Origin of the sequence: Micromonospora sp. DT68, assembly GCF_049847245.1 — a bacterium.
GTDB classification, from domain to species: domain Bacteria; phylum Actinomycetota; class Actinomycetes; order Mycobacteriales; family Micromonosporaceae; genus Micromonospora; species Micromonospora profundi.
Genome location: NZ_JBNCNZ010000024.1, coordinates 1 through 21,947 on the forward strand (window position 1 = coordinate 1; position 21,947 = coordinate 21,947).

The 21,947-nt window shown below is 70.3% G+C and carries 6 protein-coding genes; all 6 read right to left on the reverse strand.

What is annotated here, in order from left to right; translation table 11 throughout:
• A partial coding sequence (locus ACPXB1_RS28330) for an amino acid adenylation domain-containing protein (RefSeq protein ID WP_425736022.1) occupies positions 1-7,121 on the reverse strand: 7,121 nt, incomplete at its 3' end.
• 15 nt (positions 7,122-7,136) lie between these two features.
• Complete coding sequence (locus ACPXB1_RS28335; RefSeq protein ID WP_355597517.1) at positions 7,137-8,552, reverse strand: MFS transporter; 1,416 nt, start codon at positions 8,550-8,552, stop codon at positions 7,137-7,139.
• A 110-nt stretch (positions 8,553-8,662) separates the two neighbouring features.
• The gene (locus ACPXB1_RS28340) at positions 8,663-9,370 is read right to left on the reverse strand and encodes a 4a-hydroxytetrahydrobiopterin dehydratase (RefSeq protein ID WP_355597515.1); all 708 of its coding nucleotides are present in this window, start codon (positions 9,368-9,370) and stop codon (positions 8,663-8,665) included.
• Positions 9,371-9,439: 69 nt separating this feature from the next.
• Positions 9,440-10,888, reverse strand: coding sequence for an MFS transporter (locus ACPXB1_RS28345; protein ID WP_355597513.1), 1,449 nt, complete (start codon positions 10,886-10,888; stop codon positions 9,440-9,442).
• 343 nt (positions 10,889-11,231) lie between these two features.
• Positions 11,232-13,712: a condensation domain-containing protein gene (locus ACPXB1_RS28350; RefSeq protein ID WP_355597511.1), complete on the reverse strand. Its 2,481-nt coding sequence runs from the start codon at positions 13,710-13,712 to the stop codon at positions 11,232-11,234.
• A gap of 87 nt (positions 13,713-13,799) precedes the next feature.
• Complete coding sequence (locus tag ACPXB1_RS28355) at positions 13,800-21,938, reverse strand: amino acid adenylation domain-containing protein (protein WP_355628030.1); 8,139 nt, start codon at positions 21,936-21,938, stop codon at positions 13,800-13,802.
• Between the last annotated feature and the right edge of the window lie 9 nt (positions 21,939-21,947).

The window sequence follows — 21,947 nt, forward strand, 5'->3', positions numbered from 1 at the left end:
CCTGCCCAGGCTCCGGCGCCGGTGGGGTGAGCCGGCCGGGGCCGGTCGGTGGGGAAGTCCAGCGTCGGTAGGTCGGCGAGAGTGGTGCGCCAGCGGTCGAGTTGGCGGGTGAGTTCGTCGTCGTTGAGGCGGGCGCGTTGCCAGACGGCGTGGTCGGCGGGTTGTACGGGCAGGTCTGGTAGCTGGGCCTGGGTGGTGAGGCCGGTTTCCACGGCGTAGAGGCGGGTGAGTTCGGTGGTGAGGATTCCCACCGACCAGCCGTCGGCGACGATGTGATGCGCTACGAGGACGAGTACGTGGTCGTCGGGTGCTATCCGGGCCAGTGCGGTGCGGAACACGGGTCCGGTCGCCAGGTCGAACGGCCGGCTGATTTGTTCGGTGACCCAGGTGTCGATGGAGTCGGCGGGGACGTCCACGACGGTGATGGGTTGTTCGGCCGGTGGAGGGTCGATGACCTGGTGAGGCAGCCCGTCCTGTTCGACGAAGCGGGTGCGTAGTGCTTCGTGTCGGGTGATGAGGGTGTGCAGGGCGCGGTTCAGGGCGGTGTCGTCCAGGGCGCCGTGTAGTCGTAGGGCTGCGGGGATGTGGTAGACGGCCGAGGCGGGGTCGAGTTGGTGTTCGAACCAGAGTCCTTCCTGCTGGCGGGTGCAGACCAGTGTTCCGTCGCGGGGTACCGGCAGGATCGGTGTGCTGCCGGTCGTGGTGGCGGTGCGGTCGATCTGGTCGGCGAGTTGGTGCAGGACTGGGTTGGCGAACAGTTCGCGTGGGGGAAGTTCGGTGTTGAGTTGGTCGCGTACTCGTGCGGCGAGTTGGGTGCCCAGGAGGGAGTTGCCGCCGAGGTCGAAGAAGTTGTCGGTGGCGCTGACCTGGTCGAGGTCGAGCAGGTTGCGCCAGGTGTCGGCGAGCCATTGCTCGGTGTCGGTGCGCGGCGCGACGTGTTCAGTGGCTGTTGGTGTGGGCTCGGGTAGCCGGGTGGTGTCGAGTTTCCCGTTGGGGGTCAGTGGTAGTTCGGGAAGTGTGATGAGGCTGGTGGGAACCATGTAGGTGGGAAGTCGGTCGGCGAGGTATCCGCGCACCTGGTCGAGGTCCACAGCGGTGTCGCCGGCAGCGGACCCGACCAGATAGCCGACGACGCGGCTGTCGCCGTGGAGCACGACCGCGCACTGCCGCACCGCGGGGTGCTCTGCCAGAACGTGTTCGACCTCGCCGAGTTCGATGCGCTGGCCGCGCAGTTTGACCTGCCGGTCGATGCGGCCGAGGTACTCCAGGAGCCCGTCGGAGCGCCAGCGGGCGAGATCACCGCTGGCGTACATGCGCTGTCCGGGTCGGTCGCCGTACGGGTCGGCCAGGAACCGTTCGGCGGTCAACGACGGCCGGTGGAGATAGCCGTGCGCGACGCCCAGTCCGGCGATGAACAGCTGGCCGGGTACGCCGATCGGGGCCGGGCGCAGGCGGCGGTCCAGCACGTACGTTCGGTGGTCGGCCAGAGCGGAGCCGATCGGGGGCCGGCCGTCCAGCGGTGCGTCGAAGAGGTGGTCCGTGCACACCACAGTCGTCTCGGTCGGGCCGTAGGAGTTGTGGAGTTCGAGACCAGGCCGGGTCCAGCGGTTGACCAGCTCGGCACTGAGCGACTCGCTCCCGATGTCCAGCGCCCGCAGCGCGCTGCCGGCCAGTCGCTGCGAATCGAGGTGGGACAGGAGTGCCGGTGGGAGATAGGCGACAGTGACCTGCTCATCGCACAGGAAGGTCGTGAGCGCGTCCGGGTCGGAGATCACGTCCAGCGGCGCGCCGACGACGGTGCCGCCGCCGAGCAGGGTGGCGAAGCTTTCGAACACGGTCATGTCGAAAGCCGGGTTGGCCACCAGCGGAACGCGATCGGCCGGTGTGATCGCGAAGAGGGCAACCGCGTTCTCGCAGTACCCGAAGGCCGACCGGTGGGAGACAAGGACGCCCTTGGGTGTCCCCGTGGAGCCTGAGGTGTAGATGAGGTAGGCGACGTCGTCAGGCCGTACCTCGATGTTCGGGGGCGTGTCCGGCCGGGCCGCTATGGCGGCACCGCGCTGGGGGTCGTCCAGGCACCAGTGCGGCGGGTGGGCCGGTGCCAGCTCAGCCAGGTCGCGACGGGTCAGGACGAGCGCGGCCTTCGTGTCGTCGACCTGGAACGCCAGTCGTGCGCTGGGATGCTGGGGGTCCATCGGCATCCACGCGGCGCCTGCCTTCAGCACCGCCAGCTGGGCCACCAGGAGGTCGAGCCCGCGATCGAGCAGCAGCGCCACCACCTCGCCCGGCCGGACCCCGGCCTCGGCAAGAGCATGAGCCAACTGGTTGGACCGCTGGTCGAGCTCCCGGTAGGTGAGCTGGCCCGTCGTCGAGCCACAGACCCGGATCGCCACCGCGTCCGGGTCGGATCCGGCCAACACGTGGTGCAGCAGACCGGACGATCGTTGCGCGCCCCGGGCGGTGACCGGGAGGCGCGGGGAACTCCATTCCTGAAGAACCTGACGGCGTTCCTCCGGGGACATCAGCTCGATGTCGTGGGCGCCGACGGTGCCGGGATCGGCGATTCCGTCCGCCAGCGCCGCCGTGAAGTGGTCGATGAGCCGCTCGATCCGGTCGGCGTCGAACAACTCGGTCGAGTACTCCACCGAGACGTACAGTCCACCGTCGGCGTGCTCGGTCACGTCGAAGCTGAGATCGAACCGGGCGTAGTCACCAGCGATGTCGATCGGCTCCACGGCGACCGCGCCCAGCTTGAGCTCTTCCCCGGCCTGAGCTCCGGCCATGCCGGCCGGCTGCAGGGTCAGGCAGATTTGGAAGAGGGGGTTGCGGCCGGGGATGCGTTCGGGTTGGAGGGTGTCGACGATGAGGCTGAACGGGATGTCCTGGAGGGTGGTGGCTTCCAGGACGGTGTCGTGGCAGCGGGCGATGAGGTCGGCGAAGGTGGGGTTGCCGTCGAGGCGGGTCCGTAGGACGACGGTGTTGGCGAAGTAGCCGACGAGGGATTCGATTGTGGTGTGGGTGCGGCCGGAGAAGATCGAGCCGATGGGTAGGTCGGTTTGTCCGGTGTAGCGGTGCAGGACGGTCAGCAGTGCGGCCTGGTGGATGGCGAGGAAGGAGACGTGGTTGTCGCGGGCGTAGCGCTTTGCGGCCGTGGCGAGGTCGTGGGGCAGCGGCCGGTCGACGCGGGCCCCGGCGCCGGTGGGGTGAGCGGGGCGAGGCCGGTCGGTGGGGAACTCGATGGTCGGTAGGTCGGCCAGGCTGGTTCGCCAATTGTCGATTTTCCGGGTGAGTTCGTCGTCGTTGAGGCGGGCGCGTTGCCAGGCCGCGTGGTCGGCGGGTTGTACGGGCAGGTCTGGTAGCTGGGCCTGGGTGGTGATGCCGGTTTCCGCGGCGTAGAGGCGGGTGAGTTCGGTGGTGAGGATTCCCACCGACCAGCCGTCGGCGACGATGTGGTGTGCCACGAGGACGAGTACGTGGTCGTCCGGTGCCAGGCGGCCGAGGGCGGTGCGGAAGACGGGTCCGGCTGCCAGGTCGAAGGGGCGGTTGATTTGTTCGTCGATCCAGGTGTCGATGGTGTCGGCGGGGATGTCGACCGTGGGCAGGGCAAGGTCTGCCGGTGGGGGGTCGATGACCTGGTGGGGGAGTCCGTCGTGTTCGACGAAGCGGGTGCGTAGTGCTTCGTGTCGGGTGATGAGGGTGTGCAGGGCGCGGTTCAGGGCGGTGTGGTCCAAAGCGCCGTGTAGTCGTAGTGCTGCGGGGATGTGGTAGACGGCCGAGGCGGGGTCGAGTTGGTGTTCGAACCAGAGTCCTTCCTGCTGACGGGTGCAGACCAGTGTTCCGTCGCGGGGTACCGGCAGGATCGGTGTGCTGCCGGTCGTGGCAGCGGTGCGGTCGAGCTGGTGAAGGACGACGTCCGAGGTGGTCTCGGCCTTGTCCAGCCGGGTGGCGAGCTGCTCGAGGCTGGAGCTGGTGAACAGGTGGCGCGGGGCGAGCTCGATGTTGAGGTGGTCGCGGATGCGGACGGTGAGCTGGGTGGCGTGCAGCGAGTTCGCGCCCAGGGCGAAGAAGTCGTCATCGACGCCGACCTGCTCGACACCGAGGAGGTCGCGCCAGGTGTCGGCGAGCCACCGTTCGGTCCCGGTCCGGGGCCCGACCGTCGCAGGTGCAGCATGTTCGGGCTCGGGCAGGCGGGCGGTGTCCAGTTTGCCGCTGTGTGTGACCGGCAGTTCGGCAAGTGCGACCCACCCCGTCGGGGTCATGTAGGCGGGTAGCCGTTCGGCGACGTACGCCCGAAGCTCGCCCAGGTCCGCGTCGCCGACGACGTAGGCGACGAGACGGCTCGCGTCGCGGACGGCGACGGCGCACTGGCGGATGCCGGGGTGCTGGGCGAGGACGGTTTCGATCTCGCCGAGTTCGATCCGCTGGCCGCCGATCTTGACCTGGCCGTCCTGTCGGCCGAGGTACTCGAGCACGCCGTCGGCGCGCCAGCGGGCGAGGTCTCCGGTGGCGTACATGCGCTGTCCGGACGGACCGTACGGGTCGGGAAGGAACCGCTGTGCGGTGAGCGCCGGCTGGTGGTGGTATCCGTGGGCCAGGCCGACTCCCGCGAGGAACAGTTGGCCGGCAACCCCGACCGGTGCCGGCCGCAGCAGGTCGTCGAGGACGTAGGTCCGGGTGTTGGCGATCGGCCGTCCGATCGGGACGGTCTCCGCGTCCGGCGTGCAACGCCACGCGGTGACGTCGATGGACGCCTCGGTCGGCCCGTAGAGGTTGTGCACCTCGACGTGCGGCCAGGTGGTCATGAACCTGCGCACGGTGTCGGCGGGCAGGGCTTCACCGCTGCTGAGGACACGACGCACGCTCGGCAGGGGGGCGGAGCCGACGGCGTCGAGGAAGCTGTTCAGCATCGTGGGTACGAAATGCAGTGTGGTGACGCCCGCGCGGTTGATCAACTCGTGCAGGTACCGGGGGTCACCGTGGCCACCGGGCTTGGCGAGAACGAGGGTGGCCCCGGTGACCAGGGGCCAGAAGAACTCCCACACCGACACGTCGAAGCCGTACGGCGTCTTCTGGAGCACCCGGTCGTCAGCCTGGAGCCGGTAGGCGTCCTGCATCCAGGCGATCCGGTTGTGCACGCCCCGGTGCGGGACCTGCACGGCCTTCGGAGTGCCGGTGGAGCCGGAGGTGTAGAGCAGGTAGGCGGGGTCGTCCAGTTCACCGCCACCGTCCGGCGCCGTGGCCGGCTCGCCGGCCAGGGCCGGCCGCTCGATGTCGAGCGCGATGACGGTCGGGAACGACGAGGCGTGGGCGGCGTCGGTGACCACGACCGCCGGTGCGGCGTCATCGAGCATGAAGGCCAGACGCTGCGGCGGCAGGTCGGGTTCGAGGGGCACGTAGGCGCCGCCGGCCTTCCACGTGGCGAGCAGGGCGGTGACCAGGTCGGCGCCACGCCGCAGGCAGACGCCGACACGGGTGTCCGGGCCGACGCCGACGCGGCGCAGACGGTGGGCGAGCTGGTTGGCGGCCGAGTCGAGCTGCCGGTAGGTGTACGGGGTGCCGTCGTGGTCGACGACAGCGACCGCGTCGGGGGTGGCGTCGGCGGCGGCCTCCACGAGCCGGTGCAGCGGCTCGGCCGGGTAGTCCACCACCGTGTCGTTCCAGGCGTGCAGCAGCTGGTGCCGTTCGCCGTCGGAGAGGTGCTCGATTCGGCTGACCGGCTGGTGCGGCTCCCGCAGACCGTGGGCGAGGGCGGTGGTGAAGTGGGAGGCGAAGCGGTCGATGCGGTCGGCGTCGAACAGCTCCGTGGCGTACAGCACGGAGAACTCCAGCGCGCTGCCCGGGCCGTCGACCACCAGGACGTTCAGGTCGAAGCGGCTGTGTTCGCCGGTGGTGTCGAGGAGTTCCGTGGTGATGTCGCCAAGCGTCGGTACGTCGACGGCGGCTCCGGCGGGTTGCAGCGTGACGGTCACCTGGAACAGCGGGTTGCGTCCGGCGACCCGTTCCGGCTGCAAGGTGTCGACCACAAGGCTGAACGGGATGTCCTGGTGGTTTGTCGCCTCGAGCACTGTGGCGTGGCAGCGGCGGACGAGTTCGGCGAAGCCGGGGTCGCCCTCGAGGCTGGTGCGCAGCACCATGGAGTTGACGAAGAAGCCGACCAGAGGTTCGAGATCCGCCCGGTTGCGTCCGGAGAAGTCCGATCCGACCGGCAGGTCCGATTGCCCTGTGTACCGGTGCAGCACAGTCAGCAGCGTGGCCTGCATGAGAGCCAGGAGCGACACACCGTTGGCACGGGCGTAGGCGCGGGCCGCGTCGGCCAGCTCGCTCGGAAGGTTGCGCGACTGGGAGGCTCCGGTGCCTCGGGGTTCGGCCGGTCGAAGCCGGTCGGTCGGCAGGTCTACTGTGGCCAGGTCACCCAACCGGGTGCGCCAGTAGTCGCGCTGGCGGTCGAGCCGGTCTCCATCGAGCCAGCGGCGCTGCCAGGCCGCGTGGTCGGCGGGCTGGATCGGCAGCTCGGGGAGCCGGGCCTCGGGGCCACCCGTCTCGGCGGTGTAGAGCATCGACAGCTCGCCGGCCAGGACGCGCATCGACCATCCGTCGCACACGATGTGGTTCACGACGAACACGAGCACGTGCTCCCGCGGGCTGACGCGGGCCAGCGACGTACGCAGGAGCGGGCCGTTTGCCAGGTCCATCGGTCGATGGATCTCGTCGGCCGCCCACTTCTCGATCTCGTCGGCGGTCAGCTCCACCACGGGGAGCGGCCGGTTCACCGGCGGGGGGTCGACGACCTGCCGGGGTACGCCGCCCTCGTCCACGAACCTCGTACGCAGGGCCTCGTGGCGGACGACGAGGGCGTGCCATGCCCGCTCCAGCGCCGGTACGTCGAGATCACCGTGCAGCTTGAGCGCGAACGGAATGTGGTACGCCGACGACAGCGGGTCCAACTGCTGGATGAACCAGGCACCCTCCTGCTGGAACGTGCAGGGCAGCGAGCCGTCCCGCGGCACCGGAAGGATCAGGCGCGCCTGCGTGAGCCGCTCCCTCTCCGCCCGCTTCTCGGCGAGCCGTCGCTGCAGTTCTGCGCGTGAGGGGGCAACCTGCTCACGCAGATCGCGTGGCATGACAGAAGACATGCGTCACCGCCGAGCCGGCGTCGAGGTCGCGGCCGGCAGGTCCGCGGAGACCGTTGGGCCCGCGAGGGCCGGATCCACCCGGTCGCCAGGTGTGACGTCCGGAAGGTCGTCCACCCGCCGCACATGAAGGCTCCGGGACACGAGGGCCACGACGACTGCGACGAAGGCGGCCCCGCCCATCATGACGACTGCCCAGCTCCGGCCGGCCGCGTCGCCGACGAGCGCCGAGACCGCCGGCGACCGCACCTCGTCCCGACCGATCACGGTGACGAGACCCGCCCCTACCGTCACCACGATCGTGGAGCCGATCATGTGCGGACCGGCGACCATGAGGTTCTTGAAGCCCATCGCCCGCCCGAGATGCCGGGGGTCCACCTTGGAGTGCAGCACCGTCTGCACGCAGGCGACGAAGACCGCCGTGCTGCCCAGGGCGATGAACGCGCCGACCGCCATCACGGCGACGTTCGGTCGCGCCGCCGCCACGAGGAGCGCCACGGCGAAGACGACCCCCGACGAGAACAGTCCGCGAGCGAGGCGGCGGGGCCGGCCGGTGACGATCATGACGATGCTCGTGACGAGCATGCCGACCCACCCCGACGCGAAAACGATCATTATCCCGGTCTCGCCGGCGAACGCGTAGACGTTCTCGGGACCGGCGCCCTCGAGGATCGAGATGACGCAGCTGACACCTGCCAGGAACCCCAGAACCGGCAGCAGTCCCGGCCGGGACCGGAGGTGCGACCAGGTCGAGAGCACCTCCGCGCCGAGCGACCGCCGTGCCGCGTCGTCCGCACGCTTCGGGACGACCGGGATGTCGAGAGTACGCACCACCAGGATGGCGACCACCACCGCCGCGCACTCGAGCAGGATCACGCCCACCGGCGCCACGACTGTCAGGGCGAGGGCGACGACCAGCGGTCCCAGGACCACACCGGTGACGGTCAGCAGCATCCGCGGGGCGTTCGCCCGGATGAGCAGTCTCCTCGGGACGAGCAGGGGCACTGCCGACTCGAGCGCGGCAAGCTGCGGCGCCTTGAGGATGGCGTCGATCGCGAGGACGACGATGAGAGGCCACAGCAGGGGGATATCCATGAGCAGCACGACGACGAGCGCGCCCAGGTTGATCAGGTAGCCGATGTTGCTGGCGATGAGCACGCGCCGATGCCCGTAGCGGTCCACCAGCGCACCGGCGGCCGGGGACAGGAGCGCGAAGGGCGCGAACAGGACGAGGAACGCGAAGATGAGCGCGCCAAGCGAGTCGAACTCCGCGAAGATGTCGAGGCGGAACACCAGGACGGTCAGCGCAGCCGCGAACACCACGAGCCACTGGGAGCACCACAGGAGGACGAACGTACGGATCCCGGATGGAGGGCTGCTATCGGGCCGCCGGGTGGAGGGTTCGGTGTCGGCGGTCGACATCGGCGCTACCTGCTCTCGTCTGATCGCGGCGGTGAGCCTCGGTTTTGTACGTCAGGATCTCGACGGCGTTGCATGGTGTCTTGTCACACGAACCGGGGTCCGGTCGGCGGTCAGTCGACAGTCGCGGGGGAATCGGCGACGCAGAGGACTCCCCGGTTGCCGTCCTGATCGGCGATGACGGTGAGCGACGGCGTCCTGCTTCCGTCGACGACGGTCCCTCCTGCGGCGACGACGGCGGCGATCCGCTGCTCAGCCATCTCGTGGGGCACGTAGACCTCGATGTGGAAGCGCTGGCCGGGGACGTCACCGTCGCCGGCGTCCCCGAACCACAGGTTCGGCACGCGTCCCGTGGCGTCCCGGATCTCGTCGCTGGGCGTACCGTGGCCCTGGGCTCCGGGGTTGCCTGTCAACAGCGCGGCCCACACCGGGGCGATGGTCGCGGAGTCCGCGGTGTCGAGGCCGAGTTCGATGAGGCTGACCGAGGCCGGGTCGGCCTTGAGCCCGTGGTCAGCGGCGATCTCGGTGATCCGTCGGGCGAGATCGACGTCCTGCTGCGTCACCCATTCGACGACGTGTTCGGTGCCTTCGTCGTCCCGGTAGATCGCGTCGGCACTGACCAGCTTGAGGTCGACGTGCCCGGTGCCGAGCGACGCGCTCGGGTGGTGCCCGAGCGCGTCGCCGGCCTCGCCCACCGCGGCGACGAACCGCGCGCCGGTGCTGAAGTCGTCGACCAGATAGCGGGCATGCAGTCCCTGGGCCAGCTTGCGCCAGTCGGTGAGCTTCGCGTTGGCGATCTCGTCGCCGCTCAGCATGTCCATGGTTGGGACTCGCTCCCTCGTGTGGTCGTCGGTTTCGTACTCAGCTCGGCGTGCGCGTTCGTTCCTGGGTTACGCGGAGCGGCCTCCCGACGCCGGCTCGCTGACGCCGACGGGCGCGAGGTCCTCGGTGGGCTGGGGCAGCCGGTCCGCCGGCGTCACGTCTGGCAGGTCGTTCTCCATGCGGAGGAACGCGGGGCTGCGGAACCTGAGGTATGCGACGTACGCAGCTACCCCGACCCCGATCAACATCATGAAGAGGGCCCAGCCGCGGCCCGGGCCATTGCCGATGAACGCCGCGAGGACCGGTGAGCTCACTTCCTCCCAGCCATCCTCCCGACGTTGCCCGTCGGAGGTGAAGCTGGCCGAGAGCAGGGTCACGCCGATCACGATCGCTCCGAGGTCCCCGACGATGTGCGACAGCGTGACCGAGGTGTTCTTCAGGCCGAACACGCGACCGAGGAGGTGCGGCTCGACCTTGAGGTGCACCACGGTCTGGAAGCTGGCGATGATGACCGCGAGACTGCCCATCGCGATGAAGCCGCTCACGGACATCAGGATCAGGTCCGGTCGGAACGAGGCCGCGGCAAGCGCCAGGGCGAACGTGAGCCCGGCGACGAGCATGCCCGACACAAGCCGACTGGGGACGCCCCACACCACCATCCCGATGGTCGCGACGACCATGCCGAGCCAGCACGCCGTGGACACCGCGATGGCGCCCTCGTAGTCGGAGAAGCCCATGACCGTCCCGCTGGACGTGATCTCGAGGGCGCCGAGGGTGCCACTGACGAGGGCCAGGAACCCCACCATCGTCAGCAGTCCGTGCCGGAGGCGAAGGTGCCGCCACGCGTCGACGACGTCCCGCCACAGCGACTGATCGGGCGCATCGCCGTCCGGCCTCTTGACGAGAGGGATACGGGAGGTGAACACGACGTAGATGGCGAACACCACCAACAGGCACTCCGCCATGACGATCGCGACCGGCGAGGCGACGCTCAAGAGCAGGTACGCGAACAGCGGCCCCGCCAGGACGAACGTCGCGGTCATCAGCATGCGCGGGCCGTTGGCCCGACCGTAGTGGCGCTTCGGCACCAGCAGGGGCACCACCGACTCGATCGCGGCCAGCTGCAGCGTCCGGAGGATCGTGGAGATACCTGCCGCCGAGACGGCGTACAACGACCCGCCGATGTCGGTGACCATCACGATGACGAGGGCAATGAGGTTCAGTAGCGTGCCGATGTTGCTGATCAGCAGCGCACGCCGGTGGCCGTAGCGGTCCACGAACGCGCCGGCGAACGGAGACAGAATCGGGAAGGGCACGAACAGGATGGCGTAGCCGATGACGACCAACCAGAACGGGTCGAAGTCCACGTAGATGTTGAGCCCGACCGCGAAGACCGTGAAGCTCACGGCAGCGCACGCGAGCCACTGTGAAATCCAGAGACGGACGTACGTGCGGGTTCCGGACGCCGGTAATGCGTCCGACTGATCCTGGGGTGGTCCGGTCTCGACGGTCGTCATGAGTGCCTCCTGCTTTCGTCAGGTCGGTGCGGTAGCCGTTCGATAGCGATGCTGGGGAACCTGTGGGTCATCGGTGCCTTCGTTGTCGCGGTGGATCGCGTCGGCACTGACCTGCGAAGAGGTCGAGGTGCCCGGCACCGAGCAGGCCGCCCATCACGAGCCGACCGAGGGACGCCCCACACCGCCGGTAGCGCGTCCGACCGAACCGCTGACGGTTCGGCCTCGACGTTTGTCATGGGTGCCTCCTGCTCAGGTCGGGCCGGCGCAATCGCCTGGATCGCGCACTTCGGAACGTAGGAGCCGTCCATCGACGTGTCTTGTCACAGGAACCGGGTCCGGCTGGTCACGGCCGCCGTCCGGTCGCCACGAGGTGCGGGCCGATACCCAGCAACTCGGGCACCCGTTCGTGCGCTCGTGCGCTGGCGAGGATCGCCTCGTGGCCCCGGGGGTCGTCCATACGTTCGGTGAGGTCGGTCAGGAGGAAGGCAGTGCCTTCGACGCTTACCAGGTCGGTCATGTCGAGGCCGGCGGAGGAGAATTCCGACTCCAGCTCGTCCGGCCGGTGCGTGTAGGCCGTGTAGCCGCCCCGGGCCAGCGGCGGAAGGACCCCCGTCTCCTCCACCTGGTCGATGTGGGCAAGCATCTCCGGGCCCCGCTCGTAGATGCGTTCCCGGAGGACCCCGTCCATCCGCGCCGCCCAGCGCGAGATGGCGGACGCGAAGACGGCGCCGCCGGGCGCGACGATGCGCCGCGCCTCCCGGAGCACCTGCACCCGGTCGGCCAGGCGGGGGAGGTGGTACAGCGGTCCGAGCAGGAGCACCGCCGCGACGCTCTCGTCGGCGAGGTCGAGGCTGCGCGCGTCGCCGACAGCGGTCTCCACGTCGGTGTCCGGCCGGATGGCCGCTCGCAGTTGCTCGACGTACAGGGGAACGATGTCGCGGTGCACCACCCGGTAGCCGAACTCGGCCAGCCAGAGCGCGTAGCGGCCGGTGCCGCCGCCGATGTCGGCGATGACGGCGGGCGCTGGCGGCAGGTGCCGCAGCAGGATCTCCTGCGTCCGCTCGAACTCGAGCCGGCCGTGGCCGGAGGCGGCAGCCTCCCGCTCGTCCTCCTCGCTCGTCGTGTAGAACGCGGTCAGCTCATTGGCGAGGTCGTCGGTTTCGGCGAGCTGTCGCTCCAACTCGGCGATCTCGGCGTCGAGCTCGTCCTCCTCGCTCGTCAGACCACCGGCCGAGAGCGCGGCCGCCAGCGCGCGCACGCTCGGATTCAACGCGAGCAGCGTGACGGAGGCGCCCTCGATGCGGCCGACCGCCCGGACGGCACCGAAGGAGTCGCCCCCCAGGTCGAAGAAGCTCGTGGTGACGTCGACCTCGGTCAGTTCGAGGATGTCGCGGTAGACCGCCGCGACCGCCTCCTCCTCAGGTGTCGCGGGCGGGACCACGGGTCCACTCCGTGCGTCCACGAGCGACGGGGAGTCGGGCGCCTCGGATGGCGTGAGCATGGGCCCGGCGGCGGCAACGACCTGCTCGACGCGGTCGGCCCCGACGATCGCCTTCAACGTGGTGAACAGGCAGTCGAGGATGCCGTCGGCGAAACCAGGTTCGGCGCGGTTCTCGTGGAGCAGGAGCTGTACCTCGGACACCGGCGCGGGCGTCACGATCAGCGCCATCGGGACGCTCACCTTGTCGTAGGTGGTTTGCGAGCGCACTGTGAGCTGCCGATCCGGCGAGCCCTCGGCCTGGACACCGAACGAGTGGTTGTCGAGCACGAACAGGCTGTCGAACAGCTGCTGGCCCGGGGCGCCGGCCCACTTCTTGATGTCCGAGAGCGGGCTGAACTCGTAGCGGCGGATGTCGGCGTACCTGGCCTGTAGCTCGTGCAGCCACGGCCCCAGGTCGCCGTCGCGGGGGACGCTCAGGCGGACGGGCAGGGTGTTGACGAACATGCCGATCATGCGGTCCACCCCGGGCAGCTCCGCGGGCCGGCCGGAGCTGACACAGCCGAAGACGATGTCGGAGCGTCCGCTGTAGCGGCCCAGCACGACGGCCCACGCGGCGTGCAGGACGGTGTTGACTGTGACCCGGTGACGGGAGGCGGCGTCGCGGAGGCCCTCCTCGAGAGCTGGCGGAAGGCTCACGACGTGCCGGTCGACGCCGCCCGTGCCCTGGCGGGGGTCCGGCGGTCGCATCCCGGCCAGGGCGGCCGGGGTGACGCCGTCCATGACCTCCTTCCAGAAGGTCCTCGCCGCGTCCATGTCCTGACGTTGCAGCCACGCGATGTAGTCGCGGAAGGGCGGCGCGGGCGGAGGCAGCGGGCCGCCACCGGTAAGCGACTGGTAGTGGGCCATCACCTCGTTCATGAAGATCGGGACCGACCAGCCGTCGAGGAGCAGGTGGTGATGGGTCCAGGCCAGCGCGTGTCGGTCGGCCCCGAGACGGATGAGGTGCAGTCGCTGTAGCGGGGCCACTGCCACGTCGAAGCCGGTGGCGCGGTCCTCGGCCATCATCGCGTCGAGCCGTTCCTGTTGCTCGTCGTCACTCAGCGCGGACCAGTCGTCCTGGTGCGCCGGTGGCGTGACGTCCCGATGCACGACCTGAAGCGGTTTGTCGTTCCCGTCCCAGTGGAACGACGTCCGCAGCGCGGGATGCGACTCGAACACCTTCCGCCAGGCCCGGACCATCGCATCGACGTCGAGGCTCCCCTCGACGATGTAGACGTGCTGGCCGAGGTACATGTCGGTCGCGCCGTCGTGCACCGTGTGCAGCAGCATGCCCTGCTGCAACGGGGACAGCTCGTAGATGTCGTCGACGTTGGACGTGCTCACGGAAGCTCCTGCCTCCGCGCTGGGTCCTCATCGGTGCAATCCGCTGGTAGGACCGGCGCGGCAACGGTCGGGCGGTGCAGTGCGAATCTAGGAGCCGCGTGCTGGGGGTGTCCCGTCACACGAACCAGGGGCCGCAGGCTCCGGCCCCTGCTCAAGCGACCTCCGCACGACCGCCGCGAGGTCCTGCACGTGGGGCGGGCGCAGCATCGTGAAGTGGTCACCGGGCACGGTGAGGTGTTCCAGGCGGGGCGCGTGGGCCTGCCAGGTGGACACGTCGTCCGTCGCCCTGTTGTCACCGGCGGTGACGAGCACCAGGCGGCCGAGGTAGTCCCGCGGCCGGTACGCGGCGTAATGCGCGATGTTCGTGGCGAAAGCCCGCATCCTGGTCCGCAGGTCGTCGTGGGTGTCCGGTGGTGCCAGCCCGGCCCGGGCAAGCACGTCCAGGGCCACGGTGTCCAGCGCCTGGCGGTCGAGCCCCCGCAAAGCGTCGAGGTCGACGTCCGGCAGGGGCACGCCTGCAGTGCCGGCCGTGTCGAGGACGAACCAGGTGAGCGTCTCCAGGTCGGTCGGGTCCTGGCCAGGGACCGGCAGGGCCGAGTCCAGCGCCAGGACGACGGCGACCTCCTCGCCCGCGTCCCGGAGCTGCCCGGCCATCTCCATCGCGACGGCCCCTCCGAGCGACCAGCCGCCGAGGTGGTACGGGCCGTGTGGCTGGACGCCGCGGACCAGGTCGAGGTAGCGGCCGGCCCGCTCGGCAAGGCTGCCGGCGGGGGCGATGCCGTGCAGTTCCGGGTCCTCGATGGCGTACACCGGCTGGTCGTCGCCGAGCATCGTCGCCAGCGTCAGGTAGTGGGTCACCGCTCCGCCGACCGGGTGCACCAGGAACAGAGGCGGTCGCGTTCCGCCGGGCTGGAGCGGGACGAGCGGGCCGGTGGCCTCGGCCGGCGCCCCGGCGGTCTCGTCAAGGTGCCGGGCGAAGTCCTCGAGGACCGGGTTGGCGAACACGTGCCGGAGATGGACGTCGAGGCCGAGCCCGTCGCGGACCCGTGCGGCGAGCTGAGTGGTGTGCAGCGAGTTGGCACCGAGGTCGAAGAAGCTGTCGTGGGCGCCGACCCCCTCGACGCGCAGCAGGTCCTCCCACACGCCGGCCAGCCACCGCTCGGTGTCGGTGCGCGGTTCGACGTGCCTGACTGTGGGCGGTGGCTCGGGCAGCCGGGCGGTGTCCAGCTTGCCGTGTGGTGTGACCGGCAGATCCGGGAGCGCGACGACCGTCGTGGGGACCATGTACGTCGGCAGTCGGTCGGCGAGGAACCGGCGTACGTCGGCGGGATCCGCGTCGCCGACGATGTAACCGATCAGGACGCCGTGGCGGACCGTTACCGCGCTCTTGTCGACCGCCGCGTGCTGGCACAGGGCGTGTTCGATTTCGCCGAGTTCGACGCGTTGGCCGTGGAGTTTGACCTGTCGGTCGGTCCGGCCGAGGTATTCGATGGTGCCGTCGGTTCGCCAGCGGGCGAGGTCACCGGTGGCGTACATGCGTTGTCCGGGTGGCCCGTACGGGTCGGCCCGGAACCGTTCGGCGGTGAGGCCGGGCCGGTTGTGGTAGCCGTGGGCGACGCCGGTGCCGGCGACGTGGAGTTCTCCGGCGATGCCGATGGGGGTGGGGCGTAGCCGGTCGTCGAGGACGTAGATGCGGGTGTTGGCGATGGGGTGTCCGATGGGGACGGTGGTGGAGCCGAGCTGGCAGTGCCAGGCGGTGACGTCGATGGATGCTTCGGTGGGGCCGTAGAGGTTGTGGAGTTCGATGTGGGGCCAGGTGGTGAGGAAGCGTTGTGCGGTGTCTGCCGGTAGTGCTTCGCCACTGCTGAAGACGCGGCGGACGTGGGGCAGAGGGCTGTGGTCGGCGGTGGTGTTGAGGAAGGTCTGGAGCATGGTGGGGACGAAGTGCAGTGTGGTGATGTCTGTGTTGACGATGAGTTGGTGCAGGTAGTCGGGGTCGCGGTGGCCGCCGGGGGCGGCGAGTACGAGGGTGGCTCCGGTGGTGAGGGGCCAGAAGAATTCCCAGGCGGAGACGTCGAATCCGTAGGGGGTTTTTTGTAGGACTCGGTCGTCGGTTTGCAGGTGGTAGGTGTTCTGCATCCAGGTGATGCGGTTGTGGAGTCCGCGGTGGGGGACTGCGACGCCTTTTGGTGTGCCGGTGGACCCGGATGTGTAGAGCAGGTATGCGGTGTCGTCGAGGGTGGGTCCGGTGGCGGGGGCGGTGTCCGGCTCGGCGTCGAAGGTGTCGGTGACGTCGAGGGTGTGGGTGGTGGGGAACGATTGGGTGTGGGTGCTTGTGGTGATGACCAGGGGTGGGTTGGCGTCGTGGAGCATGGCGGTGAGGCGTTCGGGGGGTAGTTCGGGGTCGAGGGGGACGTAGGCGGCTGCGGCTTTCCAGATGGCGAGCAGTGTGGTGACGAGGTGGATGCTGCGGGGTAGGCAGACGCCGATGTGGTCGCCGGGGGTGATGCCGTGGTGGTGGAGGCGGTGGGCGAGGTGGTTGGCGGTGGTGTTGAGGTCGCGGTAGGTGTGGTGGGTGCCGTCGTGGTCGATCACGGCGATGGCGTTCGGGGTGTGTTCGGCGATGCGTTCGACAAGGTGGTGCAGAGGTTCGTGGTGGTCCGCGGTGGTGGTGTCGTTCCAGCCGTGTAGCACCTGCTGGCGTTCCGCGGCCGGCATGATCTCGACCTCGCGGGCAGGCTGGTCGGGCCGGGCCAGGCCGTTGGCGAGCGCGGTGAGGAAGTGGTCGAGGAGCCTGTCGATGCGGTCGGCATCGAACAGCTCGGTGGCGAACTCCACCCCCAGGTCGATGCGGCCGTCCGGCGAGTCGATCACCGCCATGGCGAGGTCGAAGCGGGCGTGGCCGCCCGAGACCGGCATCGGCTCGGCGGTGACGGTGCCCAGCGACAGGTCACCCTGTGCGGCGGCAGGCGGCTGAAGCGACAGGTTTACCTGGAACAGCGGGTTGCGCCCGGGAATGCGCTCGGGGCGCAGGGCGTCGACCACAAGGCCGAACGGGACGTCCTGATGGGCGGTGGCCGCCAGGACGGTCTCATGACAGCGGCCGACGAGCTCCTCGAAGCTGGGCTCACCGTCGAGGCGGGTGCGCAGCACCACTGCGTTGACGAAGTAGCCGACCATCGGTTCGGTGTCGGCACGGGTCCGGCCGGAGAAGATGGACCCGATGGGTAGGTCGGTCTGCCCCGTGTAGCGGTGCAGCACGGTGAGCAGTGTCGCCTGAGTGAGGGTGAGCAGCGAGACCCGGCGGGCGCGGGCGTACTCCCGGGCGGCCTGCGCCAGATCGTCGGGCACCTCTCGCCATCGGTCCGCGCCGCTGCCGGTCGGGTTGAGTGGGCGGAGACGGTCGGTGGGGACGTCGATCGTGGCCAGGTCGGCAAGTGTCTCGCGCCAGAAGTCGAGCTGCCGCTCCCGTTCGCCACCGTCGAGCCGGGCGCGTTGCCAGACTGCGTAGTCGGCCGGTTGCACCGCCAGCTCCGGCAGCCGTGCCGGCGCCCCGCCGGTCTCGGCCGCGTAGAGGCGGGTCAGCTCGTCCGAGAGGAGTGTGGCCGACCAGCCGTCGGCGACGATGTGGTGGATGACAAGCACCAGGACGTGCTCGTCGGGACCGAGCCGGGCCAGCGGAGTCCGGAGGAGTCCGCCCGCGGCCAGGTCCATGGGCCGGCTGATCTCGGCCACCGCCCACGCCTCGACGGCCTCGGCGGGCAGGTCGGCCACTGGCAGCGGCAGCAGGTCCGCAGGCCTGTCGATCACCTGGCGGGGCCTGCCGTCCTCGGCGACGAAGCGGGTTCGCAATGATTCGTGACGCACCGTCAGGGCGTGCAGCGCCCGCCCGAGCGCCGGCACGTCCAGGGCTCCGTGCAACCGCAGTGCGAACGCGATGTGGTGGACCGGCGAGTCGGGGTCGAGCTGATGCTCGAACCACATCGCCTCCTGCTGGTACGTGCACACGAGCGACCCGTCGCGGGGCACCGGAACCACCCGGCGGGCGGCGTCCCGCCGTGCCCTCGCGGCCCGCTTCTCCTCGAGCAGCCGCTCCAGTTGGGCTCGTTCGGCAAGTCTCCGTTCCAGCTCGGCGATCTCGGCGTCCAGCTCGCTCCGGGGCGACGGCGGTGGTGGGGCGACGGCTGGGGCGACGTCCGGCGGTCGGGGCTGCCCGGCCTCGTGCCTGCCCTGCCGGTCCCTTCGCTCGTCCGGCCCGTCGCCCCGGCCGAGGTGCTCCAACACGCCGTCGGAGCGCCAGCGCGCGATCTCACCGGTGTCGTACATGCGCTCGCCGGGCCGGTCGGCGTACGGGTCAGCGAGGAACCGGCGCGCCGTGGATCCAGGCCGACCGGTGCCGCCCTGCGCCGCGCCGCTGCCCGTGACATACAGCTGGCCCGGGACGCCGATGGGCGCCGGGCGCAGCGCGGTGTCGAGGACGTACACGCGCCTTCCGGGCGTGTCAGTGCCGACTGTGCTTCCGCCTTCCCTCACCTCGGGCGGGAGGGTGGCGCGGGAACTCCAGTCGCGCAGCACCCGGTCCCGTTCGGCCGGCGGCAGGACGTCGATCTCGTCGGCCGGGCAGTCCGGGGCGGCCAGCCCTCGGGCGAGGGCGGTGGTGAAGTGGTCGACAAGGCGGTCGATCCGGTCGGCGTCGAAAAGCTCGGTGGAGTACTCCACCTGTAGCTCCAGCCCGCCGTCGGCCAGGTCGATGACGGCCAGCGCGACATCGAAGCGGGCGTACCCGGTGCTGACGTCGAGGGCCTCGGCGGTCGCCCCGGCAAGCGCCAGGCCGGACAGGGAGGTGCCCGGTGGCTGGAGCGACAGGCTGATCTGGAACAGCGGGTTCGTCTCGCCGGTCACCTCCGGGCGCAGGCTCTCGACCACGAGGGCGAACGGCGCGTCCTGGTGGGCGCCGGCGTCGAGGACCGTGTCGTGACAGCGGCGGACGAGGTCGGCGAAGGTGGGGCGGCCGGTGAAATTGGTGCGCAGCACGAGGGGGTTGGCGAAGAAGCCGACGAGTGGCTCTAGTTCGGGCCGGGTGCGTCCAGAGAAGATCGACCCGATCGGCAGGTCGCGCTGCCCGGTGTGGCGGTGCAGGACCGTCAGCAGCGCGGCCTGGTGGACCGCGAGGAACGACACGCGGTGGGTCCGGCCGTACGCGCGGGCGGCGGTGGAGACGTCGTCTGGCAGGCGCCGGGACACGGTGACGCCGGCGCCGGTGCGCCGGTCCGGCCGGGGCCGGTCGGTCGGGAAGTCCACAGTAGGAAGGTCTGCCAGGGCGTCCCGCCAGTAGGCCACCTGGCGCTCCAGTTCGGCTCTGCGCCGCTCGTCACGTTGCCAGACAGCGTGGTCCGCCGGCTGGAGGACGAGCGCCGGCAGCGCCTCGTCGGCAGCGCCGGTCTCGACGGCGTAGAGCCGGGACAGCTCGGCACCGAGGATGCGAGCCGACCACCCGTCGGCCACGATGTGGTGCACGACAATCAGGAGCACGTGCTCGTCGGACGCGATCCGGGCCAGGGGGCACCGGAAGAGATGCCCGGCGGCCAGGTCCAGCGGCCGACCGATCTCCCGCGCGACCCAGGCCTCGACGGCGGCCGGCTCGACGTCCACGACCGGCAGCGGGGTCATCGGCGGCGGGTCGTCGACCACCTGCTCCGGCAGGCCACCCCTGTCGACGAACCGGGTCCGCAGCGCCTCGTGCCGTACGACGAGGGCGTGCACCGCCCGGCCGAGCGCTGCCACGTCCAGCTCGCCGCGTACCCAGAGCCGCAACCCGATGTGGTACGTGGCCGACGAGGGGTCGAACTGGTGCTGGAACCAGAGTCCCTCCTGCTGGCGCGTGCAGGGCAGCGGCCCGGTGCGCGGCAACCGCGTGATCGGTTCGTCCACCGCCAGGGGAGCGGCCTCGTCGAGGAGGGCGGCGAACTGGTCGAGCACAGGGTGGGCGAAGAGGTGGCGCGGTTGCAGGTCGACGTTGCGGTGGTCCCGGACACGGGCGACGAGCTGGATGGCGTGCAGCGAGTCGCCGCCGAGGTCGAAGAAGCTGTCGGTGGCACCCACCTCCTCCGCCCCGATTACCTCCTGCCAGACGGTGGCCAGCCAGCGCTCGGTGTCGGTGCGCGGTGCGACGTACCCGTTGGCCGGCGGTGCCGTCGGCTCGGGCAGTCGCGTGGGGTCGAGCTTGCCGTTCGGGGCGAGCGGCAGCGCGGGCACCGTGACCAGAACGGTCGGGATCATGTACGTCGGCAGCCGGTCCGCCAGGTACCGGCGTACGTCGTCCAGGTCGGGTTCGCCGGTGAGGTAGGCGACGAGGTGGGTGGCGTCGTGGAGGAGAACCGCGCACTGGCGGACGCGGGGGTGGCGGCTGAGGGTGTGCTCGATCTCGCCGAGCTCGACGCGTTGGCCGCGGATCTGGACCTGACGGTCGCGGCGACCGAGGAATTCGAGGATGCCGCCGGGGAGCCAGCGGACGAGGTCGCCGGTGGCGTACATGCGTTGTCCGGGCTGGTCGGCGTGCGGGTCGGCGAGGAACCGTTCGGCGGTGAGGCCGGGCCGGCCGTAGTAGCCGTAGGTGACACCGGTGCCGGCGATGAACAGCTGTCCAGGAACGCCGACCGGGGTGGGGCGGAGGTGTTCGTCGAGGGCGTACGCGCGGTGGTTGGGCAGGGCCGTGCCGATCGGGGTCGGCCCGGTAAGCGGCTCGTCGGTGCACAGGTAGTCGGTGACGACCACTGTGGTCTCGGTGGGCCCGTAGCAGTTGTGCAGTTCGAGGCCGGGGCGCGACCAACGGCTGGCCTGCTCGGGGGGCAGGGCCTCGCCGGCGCTCCAGACGGCGCGCAGCGCGGTCCCGGCGAAGTCGTCGGGATCGAGCAGGGCCAGAACGGCTGTCGAGATGAAGGACAGCGTCACCTGTTCGTCACGGATGAGCGTGGTGAACGCGGCCGCGTCGGCGATCGTCTCGCGAGGGGCGCTGATCATCGTCGCGCCGGCGAGCAGCGTGGCGTAGCAGTCGCAGATGCTGGCGTCGAAGGCCGGGTTGGAGGTCTGGGCGACCCGGTCGGCGGGGGTGGTGCGGAACAGCTCGACGGCGGTTTCGCAGAAGGAGTAGGCGCTGTGGTGGGGCACCAGCACGCCCTTTGGTGTGCCGGTGGACCCGGAGGTGTAGAGCAGGTAGGCCGGGTCGTCCGGTCGGACGTCGATATCGGGTGGGGTGTCCGGGCCGCGGTCGTCGCGGTCGTCGAGGTTCCAGTGGGGGATGTCGGTGGGTGCCGTCGGGGCCAGGTCGGTGGTGGTCATCACGAGCCTGGTGCCGGCGTCGCCGGCCAGGAGGGCGAGCCGGGCCGGAGGGTGTTGGGGATCCAGCGGCAGCCAGGCGGCGCCGGCCTTCATGACGGCGAGTTGGGCGATGGGCAGGTGGATGCCGCGGTCCAGGAGCAGCCCGACGATGTGGCCGGGGCCGATGCCGTGCCGGTGCAGGGCGTGAGCCAGTCGGTTGGAGCGGCGTTCGAGCTGGTCGTAGGTCAGTTCGGTGCCAGCGAACCGGATTGCCACGCGGTCCGGGGGGTGGCCGAGGGTGACGTGGTGCAGCAGGCCGGGGGTACGCGGGACGGGCGGCGGGTTCCAACCGCGCAGGACCAGGTCCCGTTCGGCCGCCGGCAGGATGTCGATGGCGGCGACAGGCCGGTCCGGGTCGGTCAGCCCACCTGCCAGCGCCGCGGTCAGATGGTCCAGCAACCGGCCGGCCCGGCCTTCGTCCGCCCGGTCCGCCGGGAGTTTCACCGTGAGGTCCGCGGACTCCACGGTGAGCGTGACGTCGAACGGGTTGCCTGCTGCTGTGTCTCGCCCGGTCAGGCCAACCTGGAGCCGCGTATCGGTCCCGGCTGACGTGTGGCAGCGCGCGACAAGCTCGGCGAAGGCGGGGTTGCCGCTCAGGTCGGCGCGCCACACTGCGTCGCCCGACCTGAGCGCCAGATCAGTCTCGCCGGTGTACCTGTGCAGGACGGTCAGCAGCGCGGCCTGCCACAGGGCGGACGAGGTCACGCCGTGGCGCTGGGCGTATCCGCGGGTGGCCTCGGCCAGGTCGTCAGGCGCTCGCCGCGTCAATGCGGCGCCGTGAGCGCGGGTGAGGTGAACCCGGTCCGACGTGAGGTCCATGGTGGCCAGGTCGACACGGTTGTCTCTCACCGCTGCTCC